This window comes from Leucobacter sp. MMO-125, assembly GCF_037148395.1.
Taxonomy (GTDB): Bacteria; Actinomycetota; Actinomycetes; order Actinomycetales; family Microbacteriaceae; genus Leucobacter.
The window spans coordinates 23,890-42,577 of sequence record NZ_JBBCTL010000003.1 but is presented as its reverse complement, the minus strand read 5'-3'; the positions used below and the strand labels follow the sequence as shown (position 1 = coordinate 42,577).

Genomic DNA, 18,688 nt, shown 5'->3' with positions numbered 1-18,688 from the left:
TTCAGCAGAGGCCTGCGACGAGGCGGCTCGGGGTGCCGAAGCGATGCGCGGTGATCGAGACCGCCTGCTCGCGCAGGTGCGGCAGCATCTCGACTCGGCCAGCAGAAACGACCTCGCCGCCGTAGACCGCGATGTCGGGGCTGCCTGCCGCGGCGCGGAACACCTCGGCAACCTCCTGCTCGAGGGAGTCCCCGGCGACCACGCGGATGCGAGCGCCCGTGTGCGGGCCGTCTCCCGCAGCGAGGTTGCGCACACGGTCACGCCACGCGTCGGCGTCTTCGAAGCACAGCTCGACTCCCGCGCCCGCGAGTGCCGCGATCACGGGCTGCGGCAGCGCAACGGGCGTGCTCACCACAGGCGCAGCCCCCGCTGCGATGCCCGCCGCGATGGTGCGCACTGAGTGGTACAGGGGCGCATCGGCTGCGAGGCGCACCGTGACGTTCACCGGCAGATAGCGCAGCACATTGCGCTCAACGCCCAGCTGTGAGGCGTCGCGCGCGATTCCGAACTCGTCATCCCATGCCGTGGCATCCGCAGCGAGTGCGGCGCGCAGCCAGGCGGTCTCCGCGGCGGCGTGTGCCCGCCCCGCGACGGCCTGCTCGAAGGCGCGCAGCAGTGCAGCAGCCGCCTGCCGCGGCGCGCGCAGTTCCCCGTGCACGGGGGCGTCGGCCCAGTCGCCGAGGCCGTGCAGGTAGTTCGGGCCGCCGGCCTTCGTGCCCGCCCCGATCGCAGACTTCTTCCAACCGCCGAACGACTGCCGCCGCACGATGGCGCCCGTGATGCCGCGGTTGACATACAGATTGCCGGCCTCGATGCGGTCGAGCCAGTGCTCGACCTCGGCGCGGTCGAGCGAGTGCAGGCCGCTCGTCAGGCCGTAGTCGATCTCGTTCACCATGTCGATCGCCTCGTCGAGGGTATTCGCGGTCATGATGCCGAGGATCGGGCCGAAGTACTCGGTGAGATGAAATTCCGAACCCCGCTGCACTCCGTCGCGCACGCCGGGGCTCCACAGCTTCGTCACCCCGTCGCGGTCGCGCGCGAGCGGGCTGTCGCTCTTGACGGGCTTCGGCTCGACGAGCCAGGTCTCGCCTGGCCCGAGTACGGTGAGCCCGCGCAGCAGCTTGCCCTCCGGCGCGGTGATCACCGGTCCCATCTGGGTGTCGACGTGTTCCGGCGTGCCCACCCGCAGCGAGCGCACGGCATCGAGCAGCTGGCCGCGGAAGCGCTGCGATGTGGCGACTGAGCCGACCAGAATCACGAGCGAGGCTGCCGAGCACTTCTGCCCGGCGTGACCGAACGCCGACTGGGCGACATCGCGCGCAGCGAGGTCGAGATCGGCGTCGGGGGTGACGATGATCGCGTTCTTGCCGCTCGTCTCCGCGAGGATCGGCAGATCGGGGCGCAGCTCACGGAACGCGACGGCGGTTTCGTAGGCTCCGGTGAGAATCAGTCTGTCGAGGCGCGGATCGGCGACAAACTTCGAAGCGAGCTCGCGATCCGCAAACTGCACCATCTGCAGCACCTCGTGCGGCACCCCCGCCTCCCACAGCGCCTCCACCATGACAGCGCCGGAGCGGGCCGAGTTTGAGGCCGGCTTGATGATGACCGAAGAGCCTGCGGCGAGCGCGGAGAGCACACCGCCGGCGGGGATCGCCACCGGGAAGTTCCACGGTGGGATCACGGCGATGAGCCGCTTCGGGCGGTAGACGGCGCCGTCGACCTGTTCGAGCAGCTGGCCGAGCATCGCATAGTAGTTCGCGAAGTCGATGGCCTCGCTCACCTCCGGGTCGCCCTGATCGAGGGTTTTGCCGCACTCGGACCCCATCACTTCGAGCAGCTCTGCCCGGCGCGCCTCCAGACACTCGCCGGCGCGTATCAGGATGCGGGCACGCTCATCGGCGCCGACAGCCTGCCAGGTGTCGGCCGCGGCAATGCCACGCTCGATCACCGCGTCGAGGGCTGCCGCGTCGTCGATGCGCGAAGACTCGATACGCGCCTTTCCCCGCTGCGACCCCACCATGCGGCCAGCAACGGCGCGGCCCCACTCCCGGTTTCCCGGCAGATCAGGGTCGGTGTCGGGGGTGTTCTCGAACTCGCCGCGCCGCCCCGCCGCGACACGAGCCGTCACGCGGGCCTCAACGCCGGCCTCATCGAAGTGCCGGCGATCCTGCTGTCGATTGGGGCGGGGCACCGTGACAGACTCCGGTGAGCCATCGCCGGTGATCGCTGCGAGCGCGTCGAGCGAGGCAAGAAAGCGCTGCTGCTCCCGCTCGAACAGGGCCTCGTCGTCGTGCAGCTCGAACACGGCAGACATGAAGTTCTGCTGGCTCGCCCCCTCTTCCAAGCGACGGATCAGGTAGGCGATCGCCACGTCGAACTCCTCGGGGTGCACCACCGGGGTGTAGAGCAGCAGCGACCCCACTTCGCGCCTCACCGCCTCGGCCTGGCCGGTCGCCATACCGAGCAGCATCTCGAACTCGACACCGTCGGCGGCCCCGCGCTCCTTCGCGAGCAGCCAGGCGAGCGCCACGTCGAAGAGGTTGTGGCCGGCGACGCCGATCCGCACATGGCGCACCCGCTCCGGCGTAAGAGCGTAGTCGAGCACGGCCTTATAGCTGGAGTCACACTCCTGCTTGCTACCCCAGGTGGCGGTGGGCCAGCCGTGGAGCGCGGCGTCGACGTGCTCCATCGGCAGATTCGCACCCTTCACGACACGCACCTTGATGGGCGCGCCCCCTGCGGCCACGCGCCGCGCCGCCCACCCTTGCAGATCCACCATCGCACCGAGCGCGTCTGGCAGATACGCCTGCAACACGATGCCGGCCTCGAGCCCCGCAAACTCAGGGCGTTCGAGGATGCGCTTGAACACTGCGACGGTGAGGTCGAGATCCTTGTACTCCTCCATGTCGAGGTTGATGAACTTCTTCGGGCTTGCAACGTTCGCCCGCTCGAACAGCGGCACCAGCTGGTGCTCGATGTGCGCAACAGCCTCATCGAAGGCCCAGTGATTGTGAGGCGCGACCGTCGAAGACACCTTGATCGACACATAGTCGACGTCGGCGCGGCCGAGCAAGCGGTGTGTGCCGGTGAGGCGCCGCTCGGCTTCGTGCTCACCGAGAATGGCCTCACCGAGCAGGTTGATGTTGAGCCGCACCCCGTCGCGCTTGATCTTCGAGATGGCGGAGCCGAGCTTCGCGTCGCTCGCGTCGATGATGAGGTGGCTCACCATCTGGCGCAGCACCCGGCGGGCGATCGGCACCACAACACCTGGCAGCGGCTTCGCCAGAGCGCCGCCCAGCCCGATCGCGGCGCGCAGCGGCGTCGGCAGAAAGCTCGGTGCGAGCGGGGTGAGCTCGTGCAGCTTCTTCGCGGCAGCGCCGAGATCTTCTGGTCGCACCACCCCGTCGACGAAGCCGACAGTGAAGTCGAGCCCGTTCGGGTCGCGCAGCACCCCGGCGAGCCTCGCCGCGGAGGCGTCAACCGGAAACTCGGCAGCCTCGCGCAGCCAGCGCCGCACGAGTGCGACGGCCGCTTCGGCGAGATCCTGGGGGCGGGCAACGGTGTCCGCGGTGCGACTGCTCACTGCTGACCTTTCTCTGGGGCGCGGGGCGTCGGTGACGTGACGTCCTTGTTTGGCTGGGCGTATCTAGTGTGGAGCGCGGCGAGCGTGAAGTACAGCGGTACTTTTTGCCGAGTAACATGAAGCTGAACTGAATCAACGTCGATCGCCTCTCCGGTAATACTCAGGGGTACCCGGCAATGCCCGGCCTCGCCGCCGAACCCGGCACCCCGCGCGAACGCGGAGATCCGCACCCCCGATCCCACAGCCCCGAAAGACCGCCATGCTCGAAATGAAACGCCTGCGCCTCCTCTGGGAACTGCACGCCCGTGGCACCATCGCCGCCGTCGCCGAAGCCCTCAACTACAGCCCCTCAGCCGTGTCGCAGCAACTCGCCGTGCTCGAACGAGAAGCCGGCGCGCCACTGCTGCGCCGCAGCGGCCGCACCCTCGAACTCACCCCAGCCGGCGAAGTGCTCGTCGCCGAAACCGCAGAACTGCTCGCAGGCCTCGAACGCGCCGAAGCAGCGCTCCACCGCGTGCGCGAAGAAGTCACCGGCACCATCAAAGTCGCCGCCTTCCAGACCGCGATGCTCTCCATCCTGCCCGGCGCACTCCGACGCCTGCGCGAGCAATACCCAGCACTGCGGGTCGAAATCATGCAGTACGAACCGGGCGCAGCACTCCAAGAAACCTGGATCCGCAGCTTCGACCTCGTCGTCGCCGAACAGTACCCCGGCCACGCCGCCCAGCACCTCCCAGGGCTCGACAGACAAGCCCTCACCAGCGACCCGATCCGCCTCGCTGTGCCACCCCACGGCACCGGAGACCCACGCTTCGATCGCGCCCGCGGCATCGAAGACCTCGCTCAACTGCCCTGGGTGATGGAACCGCACGGCGCCGCCACCAGGCACTGGGCCGAGCAAGCCTGCCGCACCGCCGGCTTCCAACCCGATGTGCGCTACGAAACCGCCGATCTGCAAGCCCACATCGCCTTCATCGAATCAGGCAACGCCGTCGCCCTGCTCCCAGGCCTCGTGCACCTCGGCGCGCAACCACGGCTGCGGCTCATCGAACTCCCCGACCGCCCCCACCGCACCGTCTTCACCGCAGCACGTGCCTCCCAAGACAGACACCCGGCGCTCACCGCCGTACGCGAAGCGCTCGCCGCCGAAGCCGCCCAGCTGTCATTTGAGTGACCCCCACTTCAGCAAGCGCTGAGAATCTCAGAGTGCTCAGCTTCGCGAGCGTAAGGTGGTGCTGTCGGAATCCGACGCCCACCCGAGGAAGGGAGCTGCATGAAGGTCGTCAGCTACAACCTGCGCAAGAACCGGGCCGTCACCGAAATCGGTGCGCTGGTGGATGATCACGAGATCGATGTGCTCTGTCTGCAAGAAGCCGAAGCTGTCGCCCTCCCGGCGCACCTCGGCCACATGTCGCTCGTGCACGCCACCGAGCGCAACCGCCTCGGGCTCGCGATGTACGTGCGCGAGGATCGCTTCGTCGCGCGATCGGCGCACACCTTCCAGCTCAAAAAATCACTGCACGACCGCCTGCTCGCGCCCGCCCACGAACGCCTGCTGGGTGCGCGGCTGCACGACTCGGAAACGAGCCGCGACTTCGTGGTCGCGTCATTCCACGCGGCCCCGCTCACCGCACTCAACTCGCTGCGACGGCACCAGATCCACGCCGCCCTCGGTGAATTGCGCGCCCTCGGGCCCGGGCTGCCAGCGCTCATGGTGGGCGACTACAACTACCCCGTGTTCAAGGGACGCCTCGACACCGAAATGCGCGACCACGGCTACGAGCTGAGCCTGAGCGACAAGCGCACCTACACCCGATACAAGATGTTCCGAGGGCACTTCGACTTCGCAACCTCGTCGGGCATCGACATCTCCAGCGTGCGCACCCTCGACCGCGGCCTCTCCGACCACCTGCCCATCATGGTGTCGGCGTCGCTGCGGGAGGATGTCACCGCGCCCGTGCCCGCCTAGGGCTTCGCGGGCGCGGGCGGCTTGCTTCTGCCTGCCTGCCTCTGTTCTTATCCCCTCCCGCAGCTCACCCCCATCGAAAGGCGGATAACGCAGGACCTCCCGCGCGGAGAGCTGTGAAATCCGCCTCTCGGCGGGGGTGCTGGGGGCTCAAGGGGGGGCAGGTTCAGGGGCTTGGGGGCTTGGGGGCCTAGCCTCGAGTGGCGAGGTAGGCCGGGATCTCGGCGACCGAGTCGAGCAGCGCCGTGTACGGTTGCCCCTCGAAGGCCTGCCTGTCGAGCTTGCCCGAGAGCACCCCGATGGTGATCGCCGCGCCAGCGTTCGCGCCGGCCTGCACGTCGACGGCAGTGTCACCGGCGACGATCAGCTCGCTGACTGCAAGGGTGCCGGTGAGTTCCATGGCACGGTGGATCATGTACGGCGCGGGCCGCCCGGCCACCACCTCGTCACCGCAGACGAGCGCATCGACCACGGTTGCGGGGGTGGGCGCGTCGGGTGCGGCGGCTTCACCGATGCTCCAGCCGAGCTGTTCGAGGATGCCCTCGGCCACGTCGCGCGAGAATCCGGTGGTGAGGGCGACCTGCACGCCGGAGGCGCAGAGGGCTGCGATCGCTTCGGGCACTCCGGCGATCGGCGTGGGCGGCTGCTCGGTGTAGAGCTTGTCGAGGGTGGCGCGGAAGCTGTCGAAGGCCGCATCGACCTTGTCGGCAGGCTGCAGCGGATCGCCGCCGCCGAGTTCGATGAGCGCGGTGATGGCGGCCCGCTTCTCGGTGCCCATCCACGTCTGCAGCTCGGCGGGGCAGACCCGCACCCCCGTCTCCTCGACGGCGATGCGCAGAGCGTCGTAGACGGCGCCGCCGTCGTCGATGGTGGTGCCTGCCATGTCGAAGACGGCGAGGGTGATCATGCTGGTACTCCTGGAGGTTGGGTTTTCTCGGGGTTCACCGGTGGCGCGCCTCCTCCGGGGAGGGGTGCGGCCGGGGGTCAGAGGGCGCGATCGAAGAGATCGACGTTGGTGGTGCCGGCCTGGCGCGTCAGCGGCGTGCGGTGTTCGGCGCTGTTCTCGACCACGAAGGTGGCCATGGCTGGCAGGTAGCGGTCGTCGGCGGTCTCGATGACGGTGCCGAGCACGTCGTAGGCGAGGCGGCGCACGCGCAGCAGCGGCGCTCCCGGCTGCACATGCAGTTGTTCGACTTCGAGGGGGTGGGCGGCGACGGCGTCGATGACGTGGCGGGCGCGCACGGGCACCACGCCAGCGTTGCACAGCGTCTGGTAGATGCTGCCGCCGTCGAGGTCGGCTGAGAGCAGGTGCCTGCCGATTTCGTAGGGGAAGAGCGAGCGTTCGAGCATTGCGGGCTTGCCGTCGAGCAGTCGCAGCCTGATGATCTCGACGACGGGGGTGTCGGGTTCGATTTGCAGCTCGCGCGAGATGTCCTCGGTGGCCGGCCGCCGACTCGCCTCGATGACGCGCTGGCCGGGCACGAGCCCCAGTTCTCGCGCCCACTCGGTGAACGACATGAAGGTGTCGAACGACTGCGCCGGTGCGGTTCGCTGCACTCGCGGCGGGGCACCGCGCCGACCGCTGATCATGCCCTCGGCACGCAGTGCCGCCAGTGCTTGGCGCACGGGGCCTCGCGAGGTGCCGAACTCGGCGACGAGCGATTTCTCGCTGGGCACGCGGTCGCCTGGCTGCCAGACGCCGGTGCGGATGCGGTGCACCATCTCGGCGTACAGCCGTGCGTGAAGCGGGGAGCTGTCGGTCATGCGGTCAGCCTACAAGTTGTCTGTACTACTCGAAATGCGTGCCGATGACTGTCAGGTGAACGAATTGTGACGATCTTCGATCACCCGGTGGCGCACCGTGAACGCTTGAAGAACACCGCCGCGAAAAGTTGTCATGATTACTTTTGAGGCTTCACCATCGAAGTCATGACCTCCTCGCACTCCGCACCCCACGTCGTGATCGTCGGCGCCGGCATTGTCGGCCTCGGCCACGCCGTCGCCGCGCTCGACGCAGGCTGCCGCGTGACCGTGATCGAACAAGACGCCGCTGCCGTGCTCGCAAGCGTGCGCAACTTCGGCCACGTCTGCACCTCGGCCCAGGCGGGCGAGCTCGGCGCACTCGCGCTCGAAGCGAATCCGATCTGGCTGTCGCTCGCCGAGCGCGCTGGCGTCGAGGCGCGCCGCTCCGGCACCCTCGTCGTGGCACGATCCGCCGCTGAAGAATCAGTGATCCACGAGTTCTTCGCCGAGCGCGCCCCCGAGGGCGCCACGCTCGTGACCGGCACCGAGGCCGGCGCACTGCTGCGGATCCCCAATCCCAGCCACCTGCGCGCCGGCGCGCTGCTCCCCGCCGATCTCACCGCAAACCCCCGCTCAACGGTGGCGCGCATCGCCGCCTGGGTCGACGCCCACGAGCGCGGTGAAGTGCGATTCTCGACGGCGGTGCGCGAGGTGCGCGAGGGCGCTGTGGAGACGAGCCGGGGGCGGATCGAAGCCGACCACGTCGTGGTCGCAGCCGGTCACCTCGTGGGGCGTCTCTTCCCCGAGCTCGCCGAGCAGGCCCGCGTACGAGAGTGCGCGCTGCAGATGATGCGCGTGCGCGCCCCGCGCGAGATGGGGCTCGGCCCCGCCGTGTTCACCGGCACCTCGATGCTGCGCTACGGCGCTTTCGCCGGCCCCGCCGCAGAGGCGCTGCGCGCCGAGATCCGCATCTCCCGACCCGAGCTGATCGAGATCGACGCCAATGTCATGTTCACCCAGCAGGCCGACGGCACGCTGCTCGTGGGCGACTCGCACGCGAGCCACGACACCGCGCCACCCTTCCTCGACGAGCGCTGGTCGCAAATCCTGCTCGACGAGGCTGCTGCGCTGCTCGGCGTTCCCCAGCTCGACGTGCTCGAACGCTGGCAGGGGCTCTACGCCACGAGCGGTGAGCAGGACATCCTGCGCGCCACCCCGGCTTCCGGCGTCTCCGTGGTCACCGTGACCACGGGCGTGGGCATGACCGTGGGCCTCGCCCTCGGCTCCCGCACCATCGCCTCCCTCTAGACCACCCGCCTGTCGAACCCGACAGGCGGTCGGACCTTCACACCGCACCACATACCCCAAGGAGAATCGTGAAGAAGACCACCATCCTCGCCGCCTCGGCGGTCGCGCTGCTGGGCCTCGGCCTCACCGCATGCTCGTCCACTGCCGATGCGGCATCGGGCGAGGCTTCCGCCACCTGCCCCGACGGCAAGATCCGCTTCGGCATCCTGCCCTACGAGGATCCCGAGGCCCTTGAGCCCGCCTATCAGGTGCTTGCCGAGGCGCTGTCGGAGAAGCTCGACTGCCCCGTCGAGGTGAGTATCACCGAGGACTACGCAGCCGAGGTGCTCGCCATGGAGAACGATCAGCTCGAGATCGCCCAGTTCGGCCCGCTCGGCTTCGTGTTCGCGAACGAGCGCGCCGGGGCCACCGCGATGGTCTCCTTCGGCGACGCCGAGGGCAAGCCCACCACCTACACGGGCGGCATCTGGGTGCCCAAGGATTCGCCCGTGCAGTCCCTCGAGGATCTGAAGGGCAAGACCCTCGCCCTCGGCAGCCCCGGCTCGACCTCGGGTGACGCGCTGCCGATGTCGGCGCTCGTCGATGCGGGCATCGACGAAGAGGTGCAGTGGGACTACGCAGGCGGTCACCCCGAGGCGCTGCTCGCACTCACCAACGGCACCGTCGAGGCTGCCCAGATCAACTCGCAGACGCTCGCGACCGCGGTTGCCGAGGGCACCTTCGACACCTCGAAGTTCCGCCAGGTCTGGGAGTCGGATCCGATCCCGAACGATCCGATCACCGTGCGCAAGAACCTGCCTGAAGAGTTCCAGATAGCTGTGAAGGAGGCTCTGCTGAGCCTCGACGCCGCCGACGTTGCGAAGGTCAGCGCCTTCCTCGGGGTTGACCCCGCAGGCCCGCTGATCGAGGTCGACAACAAGACCTACCAGCCGCTGTTCGAGCTCGCCGACACCATGGGTCTCACCGAGGCCGACGTCTGATGAGTGCCGTCACCGTGCTCGGAACCCCCGCCCAGACGCAGACGAACAGCACCGCTGAAGTGCTGCTCGACGTGCGAGCCATCTCCAAGAGCTTCGGCGACCGCGTCGTGCTCAGGGATATGAGCATGCGCGTGCACGCGGGAGAGGTCGTCGCATTCCTCGGAGCCAATGGCTCGGGCAAGTCGACCACTCTGCGCGCGGTGAACGGCCTCATCGAGGCGGACTCCGGCGACATCACCATCGCCGGAGTCCGTCTGACCGAGGCGAGCGCTCAGCGCCGCGCCGAGGCTCGCCGCACCGCGGCGACCGTATTCCAGAAGATCCACCTGGTGCAGCGCCGTACGGTGCTGCAGAACGTGTGCGCCGGCGGCTTCTCGCGGCTGTCCGCTTGGCGCTCGCTGCCTCCGCTGTTCCCGCGCGCATTGAAGGAGGAGGCCATGGCTTGCCTCGATCGTGTGGGGCTGGCGGATCGCGCCCATGACCGCGCCGGCAGCCTCTCCGGCGGCCAACAGCAGCGGGTGGCCATCGCCCGCGCCCTGTGCCAGCGGCCGCGCATGATTCTCGCGGACGAGCCCGTCTCGGCCCTCGACCCGAAGGCCGCCGACGACGTGATGAGCCTGCTGCACGAGCTCGCCGTCGAGGAGAACCTCGGTGTCGCAGCCGTGCTGCATCAGCCCCACCTGGCGCGCAGCTACGCCCACCGGGTGATCGGCCTGCGCGACGGCGGCCTCGTCTTCGACGCGCCCACCGCCGACATCGACGACATCGAGCTGGCCTCGCTGTACCTTTGAGGAACCTTCCCCGTGACTGATACGCTCACCCCCGCCGCCCTCCGCGAGCCTCGCTCCGACGATCACATCCCCGTGCCGCGGGATCCGAAAGCCCCCTACCGGGCCGGAACCTGGACCGCGATCATCGTGGTACTCGTGGTGCTGCACCTGCTCGCCTTCTCGGCAACCGATTTCCACCCCGCCAAGCTCCTCACGGGCGCGCAAGGCATGGTGAACTTCCTCGCCGAGGCGATCCCGCCGGATCTCAGCCCCGAGGTGCTGCAGAAGGGTCTCGAAGGTGCGCTGACCACGCTCTGGATCGGCCTGCTCGGCACCACGATCTCGGTGCCATTCGCACTGCTGCTCGCCGTGCTCGGCGCCCGCACCACCGCACCCAACACCTTCGTCTACCAGGTTGCGCGCGGCATCCTGTCGTTCTTCCGCGCGGTGCCCGACATCGTCTTCGCCCTCATCTTCGTGACGGCTGTGGGCCTCGGCCCCTTCGCGGGCGTGCTCGCGCTCATCTGCCACAACACCGGCGTGATGGGCAAGCTCTGGTCAGAGGCCATGGAGGATATCGACCCCGGCCCGGAGCAGGCGCTGCGCACGGCCGGCGCGAGCCGCTGGCAGGTGGTTGCGAACGCGACGATCCCGACGGTTCTGCCGCAGCTGACCGGGCTGCTGCTCTATCGCTTCGACGTGAACGTGCGCTCCTCGCTCGTGCTCGGCCTCGTGGGTGCCGGTGGCATCGGTCTGCTCATCAACAAAGCCATCAAGACCTTCCAATTCGACGAGATGCTCACCTACCTCATCATCATCCTCGTGGTGATCGTGGCGGTCGATCTCGCCTCGGGCTGGATCCGCAAGCGGCTGCAGTAGCCGCCGATCCGTCCCTCCCGCTCTTCGCAGCATCTGACGCTCACATAAGGAGAAACGCCCCATGTTGCCCAGTTCACTCCGTCGCGCCGTGCGACGGCCCGGACGTGCCATTGCCGGAGGCGCGCTGCTCGCGCTCGCCGGTGGCCTCATCGTCGCCCCCGCGGTGGCCGCGCCGGCTGCGGCCGTTGCCGCCCCGTATACGCAGGGCTTCGACACCGCCGGCGGCCCCGGCCAAGCACCAGACGGCTGGACCGTGGAGAGCACGAACACTGCGGGGATGCGCGCCGGCTGGGAGGGGTGGACCTTCCACACCACCGCCGAGGTTGTCTCGGCGTTCGGCAACAACGGCGACCGCAATAGCTTCTCCAAGGCGCAGGGCCTCGTCGCCGTGGTGCAGTCGGATAGCAATCGCCCCACCACCGGCACCTTCGATTCGACGCTGTGGGCGCCCGCCTACGCGGTCGATCCCGGCGCCGAAGCAGTGAGCGTGAGCTTCGACAGCCACTACAAGCAGGGCCAGGCGCCTCAGGAGGCGAAGCTGCTCGCCAGCATCGACGGCGGTGCCCCCGCACTCGTCGACGCCTTCGCCGCGAACCGGTTGAACCAGACGCACACCTTCACCATCGATCTGCCTGCTGGCGCGCAAAACGTGCGCTTCGGGTGGCAGTACCTGAAGAGCAGCAACAACTGGTTCTGGATGATCGACAACGTTGCCATCGCCGAGGCCGCGCCCGCCGATCGCACGCCCGTCGTAACCTCGCTCGCGAAGCCTGTGGCGACCCCGGGATCGAGCACCACGGTGTCGCTGCGCGGGCTGCGTGCCGGCCAGCAGCTGAGCGCAGTGCTCGGTGAGGGGGCTGCAGCGGTGCCTATCACGGGCATCCCCGCCGCGGCGGCTGACGGCACGGTTGCGTTCGACGTGGCGATCCCGGCTGGGCAGCCGCAGGCCGTGCTGCCGCTCGCCATCACAGGCAGCGGGGTGACTCCGGTGTCGATCCCGGTGACGGTGCTCGCAGAGCTTCCGGCTGCTGCCGCCACCACCGAGCCGCAGCTGTGGTGGGACGGCTTCGACGGCACCAGCGATGCCTGGGGTGTCGAGGGCGATTGGGCGTTTCTCACCCGCCAGCAGGTCGTCGACGCCTACGGCCTCGACCGCCGACACACCTTTACCCGCGCTTCGGGGGTGATCGCCGTCGCCGAGGCGAAGAACGCGGCCTTCGACGGTGTGCTCACCTCGGCCCCGGTCGCGGTCACTGGCGGGGCAAAGCTCGAACTGCGCTTCGACAGCCACTTCCGGGTGCGCGGCGGCGGAGCCCACACGGGTACGGTCGCCGTGAAGTTCGACACCGGCGAGACCGTGGAGCTGCGCGCCATCACCGCTGAGGAGGAGTCAGCGCAGCCGCGCCTGCCCCTGTCGGTGCCGGCGGCGGCGACCCGCGCGACCGTCGTGTTCGACTACACCGCGCCGGCAGGCGGCGGCTCATGGATGATCGACGACGTGCGGCTCGTGACCCCGCTCGCGCCGCTCGCCGATGGTGCCGAGCCCGAGGCCATTGTCGACGTCTTCAGTGACGTGCAGGGCGCGAACGCGAAGCTGCAGAACCAGGTGCTGCCCGGCTTCCGCAACCTTCCGGGCGGCCGGGCCGACACTGTGATCTCGAACGGCGACCTCACCGGCAACGGCACGACCGCGCAGTACGACAGCTACTTCGCGGCCTTCAACGCCGGCGGCGGGGCCGACTACCCGACTCGCATCTCCACGATCGGCAACCACGAGTTCTACGGCGGCGACGGCTCGGCTACCTACATCCAGCGCTTCCTCGACCGCACGGGCATGCGCGATCTCGGCGTGCCGGGATCCGCGTCCGCGAACCGCGGCCTCTGGGGTGAGGTTGTGGTTGACGGCAAGCTTCCGGTGCTCTGGATCGGCAGCGAGCGCCACGAGTACCACGGCGGCAGTGGACCGTTCGTGGAGATCTGGGACGAGCAGTTCAACTGGCTGCGCGACCGCCTCGATCACTACCGTGACGCGGGCATGCCGGTGCTGCTGAGCGTGCACCACATCTTCGAGAATTCGGTCTCGGGTTCCTACGCCAATCTCTACAAGCGTGAGTTCGGTGACGACCAGGAGCGCATGGAGCGCTTGCTGGCCGCCTACCCGAACGTCACAGTGATGAGTTCGCACACGCACTGGAGCCCGAAGCTGCACGACTGGAGCGTGGAGCAGCGCTTCGTGCCGACCACGAGCCACGCTCCGACGGTGATCAATACCGCTGCGGTCACCACCCAGTACGGTCCGAGCGGGGACTGGGGCGAGGTGGGTGTCGGCGGCGCGGATCCCGCGGGCCTGCGCATCTCGCTCTACGAAGATCGTCTGCGCGCGACGGTCTATGGCTTCGACACCCAGGCGCAGCCGACCGAGATCAAGCACGTCGACATCGCGCTGCCCGCTGATGATGCGCCCCCGGCGCCGCCGGAGGTGTCGCTCGGCGTGAGCACTGTCGCACAGGGCGGCGAGATCACGGTGGCTGGCAGCGGGTTCCTGCCTCAGGAGGCGCTGCGGATCGAGTTGCGGTCGAAGCCTGTGGTGCTCGCGTCGCCTGTGGCCGACGCTCAGGGAGGGCTGTCGCAGACGGTGCGGATCCCGGCTGAGACGCCCGCTGGCCAGCACAGCCTGGTGGTGGTGCGCGCCGACGGTTCGGAGCTGTCGACTCCTGTGGTGATCACCGCCGCCGAAGGCAGCGGTGGCGGTGGCACTGACGGCGGTGGCAGCGGCGGGGCTGGCGGATCGGGTGGATACGGCGGTCAGGGGGCGGCGGATCGCGCGGGCTCGAACTCCGCTTCGCTCGCCCGCACGGGTGCGCAGAGTGCGGCACCGCTTGCGGCTGGGGCTTTGCTGCTCGCGGTGGGTGGCGGCGCGATCATCGTGTGGCGGGCGCGCAGGCGACGCGCCTGATGCTCTGAACAACGACGACGGCCCGGCCTCGCCAGGTCTCACCCCGCACGGGGTGGGCCTGCGAGGCTGGGCCGTCGTCGTGACTGTGGTGTTTGCGGCGCCTGCTGCGTGCAGATGCTGCTGCTGCGGCGATCCGCTACTCGACGGTGTGGCCGCGGGTGCAGCGGCCGGCGGGTCCATCGACGCGAATGTCATGCGCGGAGGCGTTGAAGCGGTGCAGCCCCTCGCGCAGACCGTCGAGGTCGTCGGCACTCCAGCCGGCGAAACGCTCGTGGTAGGCGTGCGCCCAACGGGTGCGGACGCGTTCGAGCACTTCGGCGGCACGCGGCGTGGTGGTGAGCAACACCACGCGGCGGTCTTCTGCAGCGGGTTCGGCGTCGACGAGTGCAAGTTCGCGCAGTTTCGCGAGTTGGCGGCTCACCACAGCCTTGTCCATGTCGAGCATCTGGCTGAGCGCGGTCGCGGTGACCGGGCCCTTCTTGAAGATCAGCTGCAGCACGATCATGCCGACGCCCTTGAGTTCGGGGTCGACTTCTTGTGCGTAGCTGGCCCAGTGGCTGCGAGCGAAAGCGAAGACCTCTGAGAATTCTGAGATGATCTGCGCGATGCGGTCGTCGCGGGGGGCGTCGGCCGTCCCCGCCGGGGCGTCCAGCGGGGCGCGGCCGTTGTGATCCTCCATGGTCTTGAGCCTAACGGGCCTCAGTGCGGCTGGTGCCGCGTTCGGCGTCCGTGGCGGGCTGCGAGCGGTCATCGCCCGACACCACACCGATCGGCCCGGTGGCCGCCTGCACGGCGTCGCCGAGGAGTTCGTGCGCGGCGGTACCCGCGGCGTCGCTTGCGGCTGCGGCCTCTCGTCGGCTCAGTTCGGCGATGCGCTCGGCATTGCTCTGGGTGCTCAGTGGAATGTTGGGCAGCAGCGCAATCGCGATGAGCGCGACGATCGCGACGGGGGAGGCGGCGAGGAAGATGTTGCCGATGGCGTGACCGTACGATGACTCGACGATTTCTCGCACGGGCGCGGTCAGCTCGGCGATCTTCGGGATCGCGTCGCTCTCCTGGAACCGCTGCAGATCGGCGATCACGGCGGGGTCGGGGTCCGTCTGCATGAGCGCGGCCAGCTTCGTGAAGCCCTCCGTGAAGTAGTCGGCGATCTCGTGGGCGAGGATCGCGCCCATCACTGAGATACCGGCGGTGCCGCCGATGGTGCGGAAGAAGGTCACCGAGGCGCTTGCCGCACCCATCTCGGTCGGCCCGACAGTGTTCTGCACGATGAGCACGAGGTTTTGCATGGTCATGCCGACGCCCGCGCCGAGGATCGCCATCGAGATGCCCACGTACCAGTAGTTCGTGTCGTAGCGCAGCTGGCCCATCATGAGCAGGCCGGCGAGCAGAGCGACGGCGCCGGCCACCATGTAGCGCTTCCACTTGCCGGTGCGGGTGATGATCTGGCCCACGATCGTGGACGAGAGCAGCACGCCCGCCATCATGGGCAGGGTCAGCAGGCTCGACTCGATCACCGAGCGCCCGCGGGCGAGCTGCATGTACTGGCCGAGGAACACGGCGGTGCCCATCATGGCGAGGCCGACCGCGATCGACGCGATGGAGGCGAGGGTGAAGGTGCGGTTTTTGAACAGGGTCATCGGGATCAACGGTTCTTCGACGCGCAGCTCGACGAACACGGCGATCACGAGGGCGGCGATGCCACCGCCGACCATAGCGACGGTCTGCCACGACCACCACTCGAAGTTGGAGCCGGCGAGCGTCACCCAGATGAGCAGGCTCGAGAAGCCGAGCGAGATGAGCGCGGTGCCCCAGTAGTCGATCTTGACCTTCTGCTTGCGCACGGGCAGGTGCAGGGTGCGCTGCAGCATGACGATCGCGACGATCGCGATGGGGGCGGCGACGTAGAAGTTCCAGCGCCAGCCGACGGTGTCGGTGAGTAGGCCGCCGAGCAGGGGGCCGCCGACGGTGGCCACGGCCATGATGGCGCCCAGGATGCCCATGTACTTGCCGCGTTCGAGCGGGCTGATGATCTCGGCGAGCACAATCTGCGCGAGTGCACCGAGGCCGCCGACGCCGAGGCCCTGCACGATGCGGCAGGCGATGAGCCAGGTGGGGTCCTGCGCCATGCCGGCGAACGCCGAGCCCAGGATAAATATGACGATTGCGAGCTGCAGCAGCACCTTCTTGCTGGTGAGGTCGGCGAGTTTGCCCCAGATCGGGGTGGAGATCGCTGCGGCGAGCATGGTGGCGGTGACCACCCAGGTGAACGCGGCCTGCGTGCCGCCGATGTCGGCGATGATGATCGGCATCGAGGTGCCCACGACGTTCATGGCGAGCATGGAGACGAAGTTGGCGAGGAAGAGCCCCGCGAGTGCGAGGTTCTTGGCTCGGCCGGTGAGCAGCCCCGTTGCGGAGGCCTGGGTGGAGGGGTGCGTCATATGGTTCCTTCGCGGGATGCTGGTGAGCGGTGCGGCTGGCTTCGGTGATGGGCCGCGGCTGGCGGGTGCGGATCGGGGGCTCCGGGGTGCGTGTGCCCGGGGCGGATCGGGATCGCGCTCCGCTTTGTTGACGAAGATCAACTATAGGGCAATGGTTGATGTTTATCAACCAAATCCCCTGCCCCCCCAAACGTACCGATCGACGTGCAGGCACCGAACATCCGCGGATTGGGGTGCGTGAACGTCGATCGGTGCCGCTGCGGAGCGGCTGGCGAGCGCGGGCGCGGGGCGAGTGGCGCGATGCGGCAGAATAGAAGGCATGACTCTCGAGAGCGGCAGCATCAGGATCGGCGTCATCGGGGGCGGGCAGCTCGCCCGCATGATGGTGCCGCCGGCCATCCACCTCGGGCTGCGTATCAGCGTGCTCGCTGAAGCCGAGGGCTCGAGCGCCGCGCGCGCCGCTGACGTTGTCGGCGACTACCGCGACCCCGAGACGGTCTACGCCTTTGCCGAGACCGTCGACGTGGTCACCTTCGACCACGAACATGTGCCCGGCGAGATTCTGCGCGAGCTGGAGCGCCGCGGCGTCGCCGTGCACCCCCGTCCCGACGCCCTGCAATTCGCGCAAGACAAGATCTTGATGCGCGAAAAGCTCGGCGAACTGGGCGTGCCAGTGCCCGCCTGGGCGGCGGTTGCCGACGCCGAAGAGCTCCAATCGTTCATCGACGCGCACGGCGGTCATGCCGTTGTGAAGACCGCCCGCGGCGGTTACGACGGCAAGGGCGTGCGCGTCGTCTCCGACGCGGCAGAGGTGCGCGACTGGTTCACGGCGCTCGCCGAAGACGGCCACGGGGGGCGGCTGCTCGTCGAAGAGCTCGTCGATTTCACCAGTGAGCTGTCACAGCTCGTGGCTCGCCGCCCCGGGGGCGAGACTCGCACCTGGCCTGTGGTCGAGACTATCCAGCGCGACGGCGTCTGCGCTGAGGTGGTCGCCCCGGCTCCGGTGCAGCGCGCCGAGACGCTCGAAGAGGCCGCACGCATCGGCAGCGCTGTGGCTGAGGGCGTCGGCGTCACTGGTGTGCTCGCCGTTGAGATGTTCGAAACCCGCGATGGCCGGGTGCTCGTCAACGAGCTCGCCATGCGCCCGCACAACTCCGGCCACTTCTCGATCGAGGGCTCGGTGACGAGCCAGTTCGAGCAGCACCTGCGGGCGGTGGCCGACCTGCCCCTCGGAGACACCTCGATGACGGCGCCTGTCGCGGTGATGGTCAATGTGCTCGGCGGCCCCGAGGAGGGTCCGATGCCGGTGCGCTACGCCGCCGCGCTTGCCGCCCACCCGCGCGCGAAGATCCACAGCTATGACAAGCAGCCCCGCCCCGGCCGCAAAGTGGGGCACGTCACCGTCACGGGCGACTCGCTCGATGTCGTGCTCGCCGAGGCGCGCGCCGCCGCGGCAGCGTTCGCCTGAGCTCGCACCGCGGCGGATCCGCCGATCTGATCGCGGAGCAAGGCCGCCGCGCGACGATACGATGGACCGTATGAGCGACACCTCCGCAGCGCCCCTCGTCGGCGTGATCATGGGCAGCGATAGCGACTTCTCCGTCATGGCCGACGCCGTGCAGGTGCTGCGGGAGTTCGGCATTCCCCACGAGGTCGAGGTGGTGAGCGCCCACCGCACCCCAGACAAAATGGTGAGCTACTCCCGTGAGGCCGCCGCGCGCGGGCTTCGGGTGATCATCGCCGGTGCCGGCGGAGCCGCGCACCTGCCGGGAATGGTGGCCTCCATGACCACGCTGCCTGTGGTGGGTGTGCCGGTGCCCCTTGCGAAGCTCGACGGGCTCGACTCGCTGCTGTCGATCGTGCAGATGCCCGGTGGCATTCCGGTGGCGACAGTGAGCATTGGCGGCGCGAAGAACGCCGGTCTGCTGGCTGCGCGCATTCTCGGCGCGAGCGACCCGGTGATCGCGCAGCGCCTTGCCGAGTACGCTCAGCAGCTCACCGACATCGTTGAAACGAAGAACGCAGCGCTGCAGGCCCGCATCGCCTCCGAGTAGCAGAGCTA

At 68.7% G+C, this 18,688-nt stretch carries 14 protein-coding genes; 9 read left to right on the top strand and 5 right to left on the bottom strand.

Features of this window, described 5'->3' with window-relative positions:
* Nucleotide 1: 1 nt before the first annotated feature.
* Nucleotides 2-3,583, bottom strand: a complete 3,582-nt coding sequence (locus tag WFI54_RS07850; RefSeq protein WP_336652241.1) for a bifunctional proline dehydrogenase/L-glutamate gamma-semialdehyde dehydrogenase — start codon at nt 3,581-3,583, stop codon at nt 2-4.
* A 259-nt stretch (nt 3,584-3,842) separates the two neighbouring features.
* On the opposite strand from WFI54_RS07850, the gene WFI54_RS07845 reads away from it, so the two are divergent.
* Nucleotides 3,843-4,757: a LysR family transcriptional regulator gene (locus WFI54_RS07845; protein WP_336652240.1), complete on the top strand. Its 915-nt coding sequence runs from the start codon at nt 3,843-3,845 to the stop codon at nt 4,755-4,757.
* Nucleotides 4,758-4,856: 99 nt separating this feature from the next.
* Nucleotides 4,857-5,552: an endonuclease/exonuclease/phosphatase family protein gene (locus tag WFI54_RS07840; RefSeq protein ID WP_336652239.1), complete on the top strand. Its 696-nt coding sequence runs from the start codon at nt 4,857-4,859 to the stop codon at nt 5,550-5,552.
* A gap of 187 nt (nt 5,553-5,739) precedes the next feature.
* Here WFI54_RS07840 and WFI54_RS07835 read toward each other — a convergent pair whose 3' ends face one another.
* The gene (locus WFI54_RS07835) at nt 5,740-6,456 is read right to left on the bottom strand and encodes a phosphonatase-like hydrolase (protein ID WP_336652238.1); all 717 of its coding nucleotides are present in this window, start codon (nt 6,454-6,456) and stop codon (nt 5,740-5,742) included.
* Between the two features lie 77 nt (nt 6,457-6,533).
* Nucleotides 6,534-7,313 (bottom strand): GntR family transcriptional regulator, encoded by a 780-nt coding sequence (locus WFI54_RS07830; protein ID WP_336652237.1) that lies wholly within the window; start codon nt 7,311-7,313, stop codon nt 6,534-6,536.
* Between the two features lie 165 nt (nt 7,314-7,478).
* Between WFI54_RS07830 and WFI54_RS07825 the strand changes: the two genes are divergently transcribed.
* The 5 genes from WFI54_RS07825 to WFI54_RS07805 all read left to right on the top strand — a co-directional run bounded on the left by WFI54_RS07825 (nt 7,479) and on the right by WFI54_RS07805 (nt 14,185).
* Nucleotides 7,479-8,600 carry a TIGR03364 family FAD-dependent oxidoreductase gene (locus tag WFI54_RS07825; protein ID WP_336652236.1) on the top strand — a complete coding sequence of 374 codons (1,122 nt, stop codon included), beginning with the start codon at nt 7,479-7,481 and terminating at the stop codon, nt 8,598-8,600.
* Between the two features lie 68 nt (nt 8,601-8,668).
* Nucleotides 8,669-9,580 carry a phosphate/phosphite/phosphonate ABC transporter substrate-binding protein gene (locus tag WFI54_RS07820; protein WP_336652235.1) on the top strand — a complete coding sequence of 304 codons (912 nt, stop codon included), beginning with the start codon at nt 8,669-8,671 and terminating at the stop codon, nt 9,578-9,580.
* Nucleotides 9,580-10,371, top strand: coding sequence for a phosphonate ABC transporter ATP-binding protein (locus tag WFI54_RS07815; protein WP_336652234.1), 792 nt, complete (start codon nt 9,580-9,582; stop codon nt 10,369-10,371). Before WFI54_RS07820 ends, WFI54_RS07815 begins: the two co-directional genes overlap by 1 nt.
* Nucleotides 10,372-10,383: 12 nt before the next feature.
* Nucleotides 10,384-11,229: a phosphonate ABC transporter, permease protein PhnE gene (gene phnE, locus WFI54_RS07810; protein WP_336652233.1), complete on the top strand. Its 846-nt coding sequence runs from the start codon at nt 10,384-10,386 to the stop codon at nt 11,227-11,229.
* Nucleotides 11,230-11,290: 61 nt separating this feature from the next.
* Nucleotides 11,291-14,185, top strand: a complete 2,895-nt coding sequence (locus WFI54_RS07805) for a metallophosphoesterase (protein ID WP_336652232.1) — start codon at nt 11,291-11,293, stop codon at nt 14,183-14,185.
* Nucleotides 14,186-14,321: 136 nt separating this feature from the next.
* Here the strand turns inward: WFI54_RS07805 and WFI54_RS07800 are convergent, their stop codons facing one another.
* Both WFI54_RS07800 and WFI54_RS07795 read right to left on the bottom strand, forming a co-directional pair.
* Nucleotides 14,322-14,864, bottom strand: coding sequence for a MarR family winged helix-turn-helix transcriptional regulator (locus WFI54_RS07800; protein ID WP_336652231.1), 543 nt, complete (start codon nt 14,862-14,864; stop codon nt 14,322-14,324).
* Nucleotides 14,865-14,874: 10 nt separating this feature from the next.
* The gene (locus WFI54_RS07795; RefSeq protein ID WP_336652230.1) at nt 14,875-16,626 is read right to left on the bottom strand and encodes a DHA2 family efflux MFS transporter permease subunit; all 1,752 of its coding nucleotides are present in this window, start codon (nt 16,624-16,626) and stop codon (nt 14,875-14,877) included.
* Nucleotides 16,627-16,945: 319 nt separating this feature from the next.
* Here WFI54_RS07795 and WFI54_RS07790 point away from each other — a divergent pair, with 319 nt between their 5' ends.
* Together WFI54_RS07790 and purE are read left to right on the top strand one after the other, a co-directional pair.
* On the top strand, nt 16,946-18,094 hold the full coding sequence (locus WFI54_RS07790; RefSeq protein WP_336652229.1) for a 5-(carboxyamino)imidazole ribonucleotide synthase: 1,149 nt from the start codon (nt 16,946-16,948) through the stop codon (nt 18,092-18,094).
* Between the two features lie 70 nt (nt 18,095-18,164).
* Nucleotides 18,165-18,680, top strand: coding sequence for a 5-(carboxyamino)imidazole ribonucleotide mutase (gene purE, locus WFI54_RS07785; protein WP_336652228.1), 516 nt, complete (start codon nt 18,165-18,167; stop codon nt 18,678-18,680).
* Nucleotides 18,681-18,688: the final 8 nt, after the last annotated feature.

What these genes read in the sequence shown, in the direction of transcription:
- WFI54_RS07845 (WP_336652240.1), top strand. Translation starts at nt 3,843, where the DNA reads ATGCTCGAAATGAAACGCCTGCGCCTCCTCTGGGAACTGCACGCCCGT.
- WFI54_RS07840 (WP_336652239.1), top strand. Translation starts at nt 4,857, where the DNA reads ATGAAGGTCGTCAGCTACAACCTGCGCAAGAACCGGGCCGTCACCGAA.
- WFI54_RS07835 (WP_336652238.1), bottom strand. Translation starts at nt 6,456, where the DNA reads ATGATCACCCTCGCCGTCTTCGACATGGCAGGCACCACCATCGACGAC.
- WFI54_RS07830 (WP_336652237.1), bottom strand. Translation starts at nt 7,313, where the DNA reads ATGACCGACAGCTCCCCGCTTCACGCACGGCTGTACGCCGAGATGGTG.
- WFI54_RS07825 (WP_336652236.1), top strand. Translation starts at nt 7,479, where the DNA reads ATGACCTCCTCGCACTCCGCACCCCACGTCGTGATCGTCGGCGCCGGC.
- WFI54_RS07815 (WP_336652234.1), top strand. Translation starts at nt 9,580, where the DNA reads ATGAGTGCCGTCACCGTGCTCGGAACCCCCGCCCAGACGCAGACGAAC.
- WFI54_RS07805 (WP_336652232.1), top strand. Translation starts at nt 11,291, where the DNA reads ATGTTGCCCAGTTCACTCCGTCGCGCCGTGCGACGGCCCGGACGTGCC.
- WFI54_RS07800 (WP_336652231.1), bottom strand. Translation starts at nt 14,864, where the DNA reads ATGGAGGATCACAACGGCCGCGCCCCGCTGGACGCCCCGGCGGGGACG.
- WFI54_RS07795 (WP_336652230.1), bottom strand. Translation starts at nt 16,626, where the DNA reads ATGACGCACCCCTCCACCCAGGCCTCCGCAACGGGGCTGCTCACCGGC.
- WFI54_RS07790 (WP_336652229.1), top strand. Translation starts at nt 16,946, where the DNA reads ATGACTCTCGAGAGCGGCAGCATCAGGATCGGCGTCATCGGGGGCGGG.
- purE (WP_336652228.1), top strand. Translation starts at nt 18,165, where the DNA reads ATGAGCGACACCTCCGCAGCGCCCCTCGTCGGCGTGATCATGGGCAGC.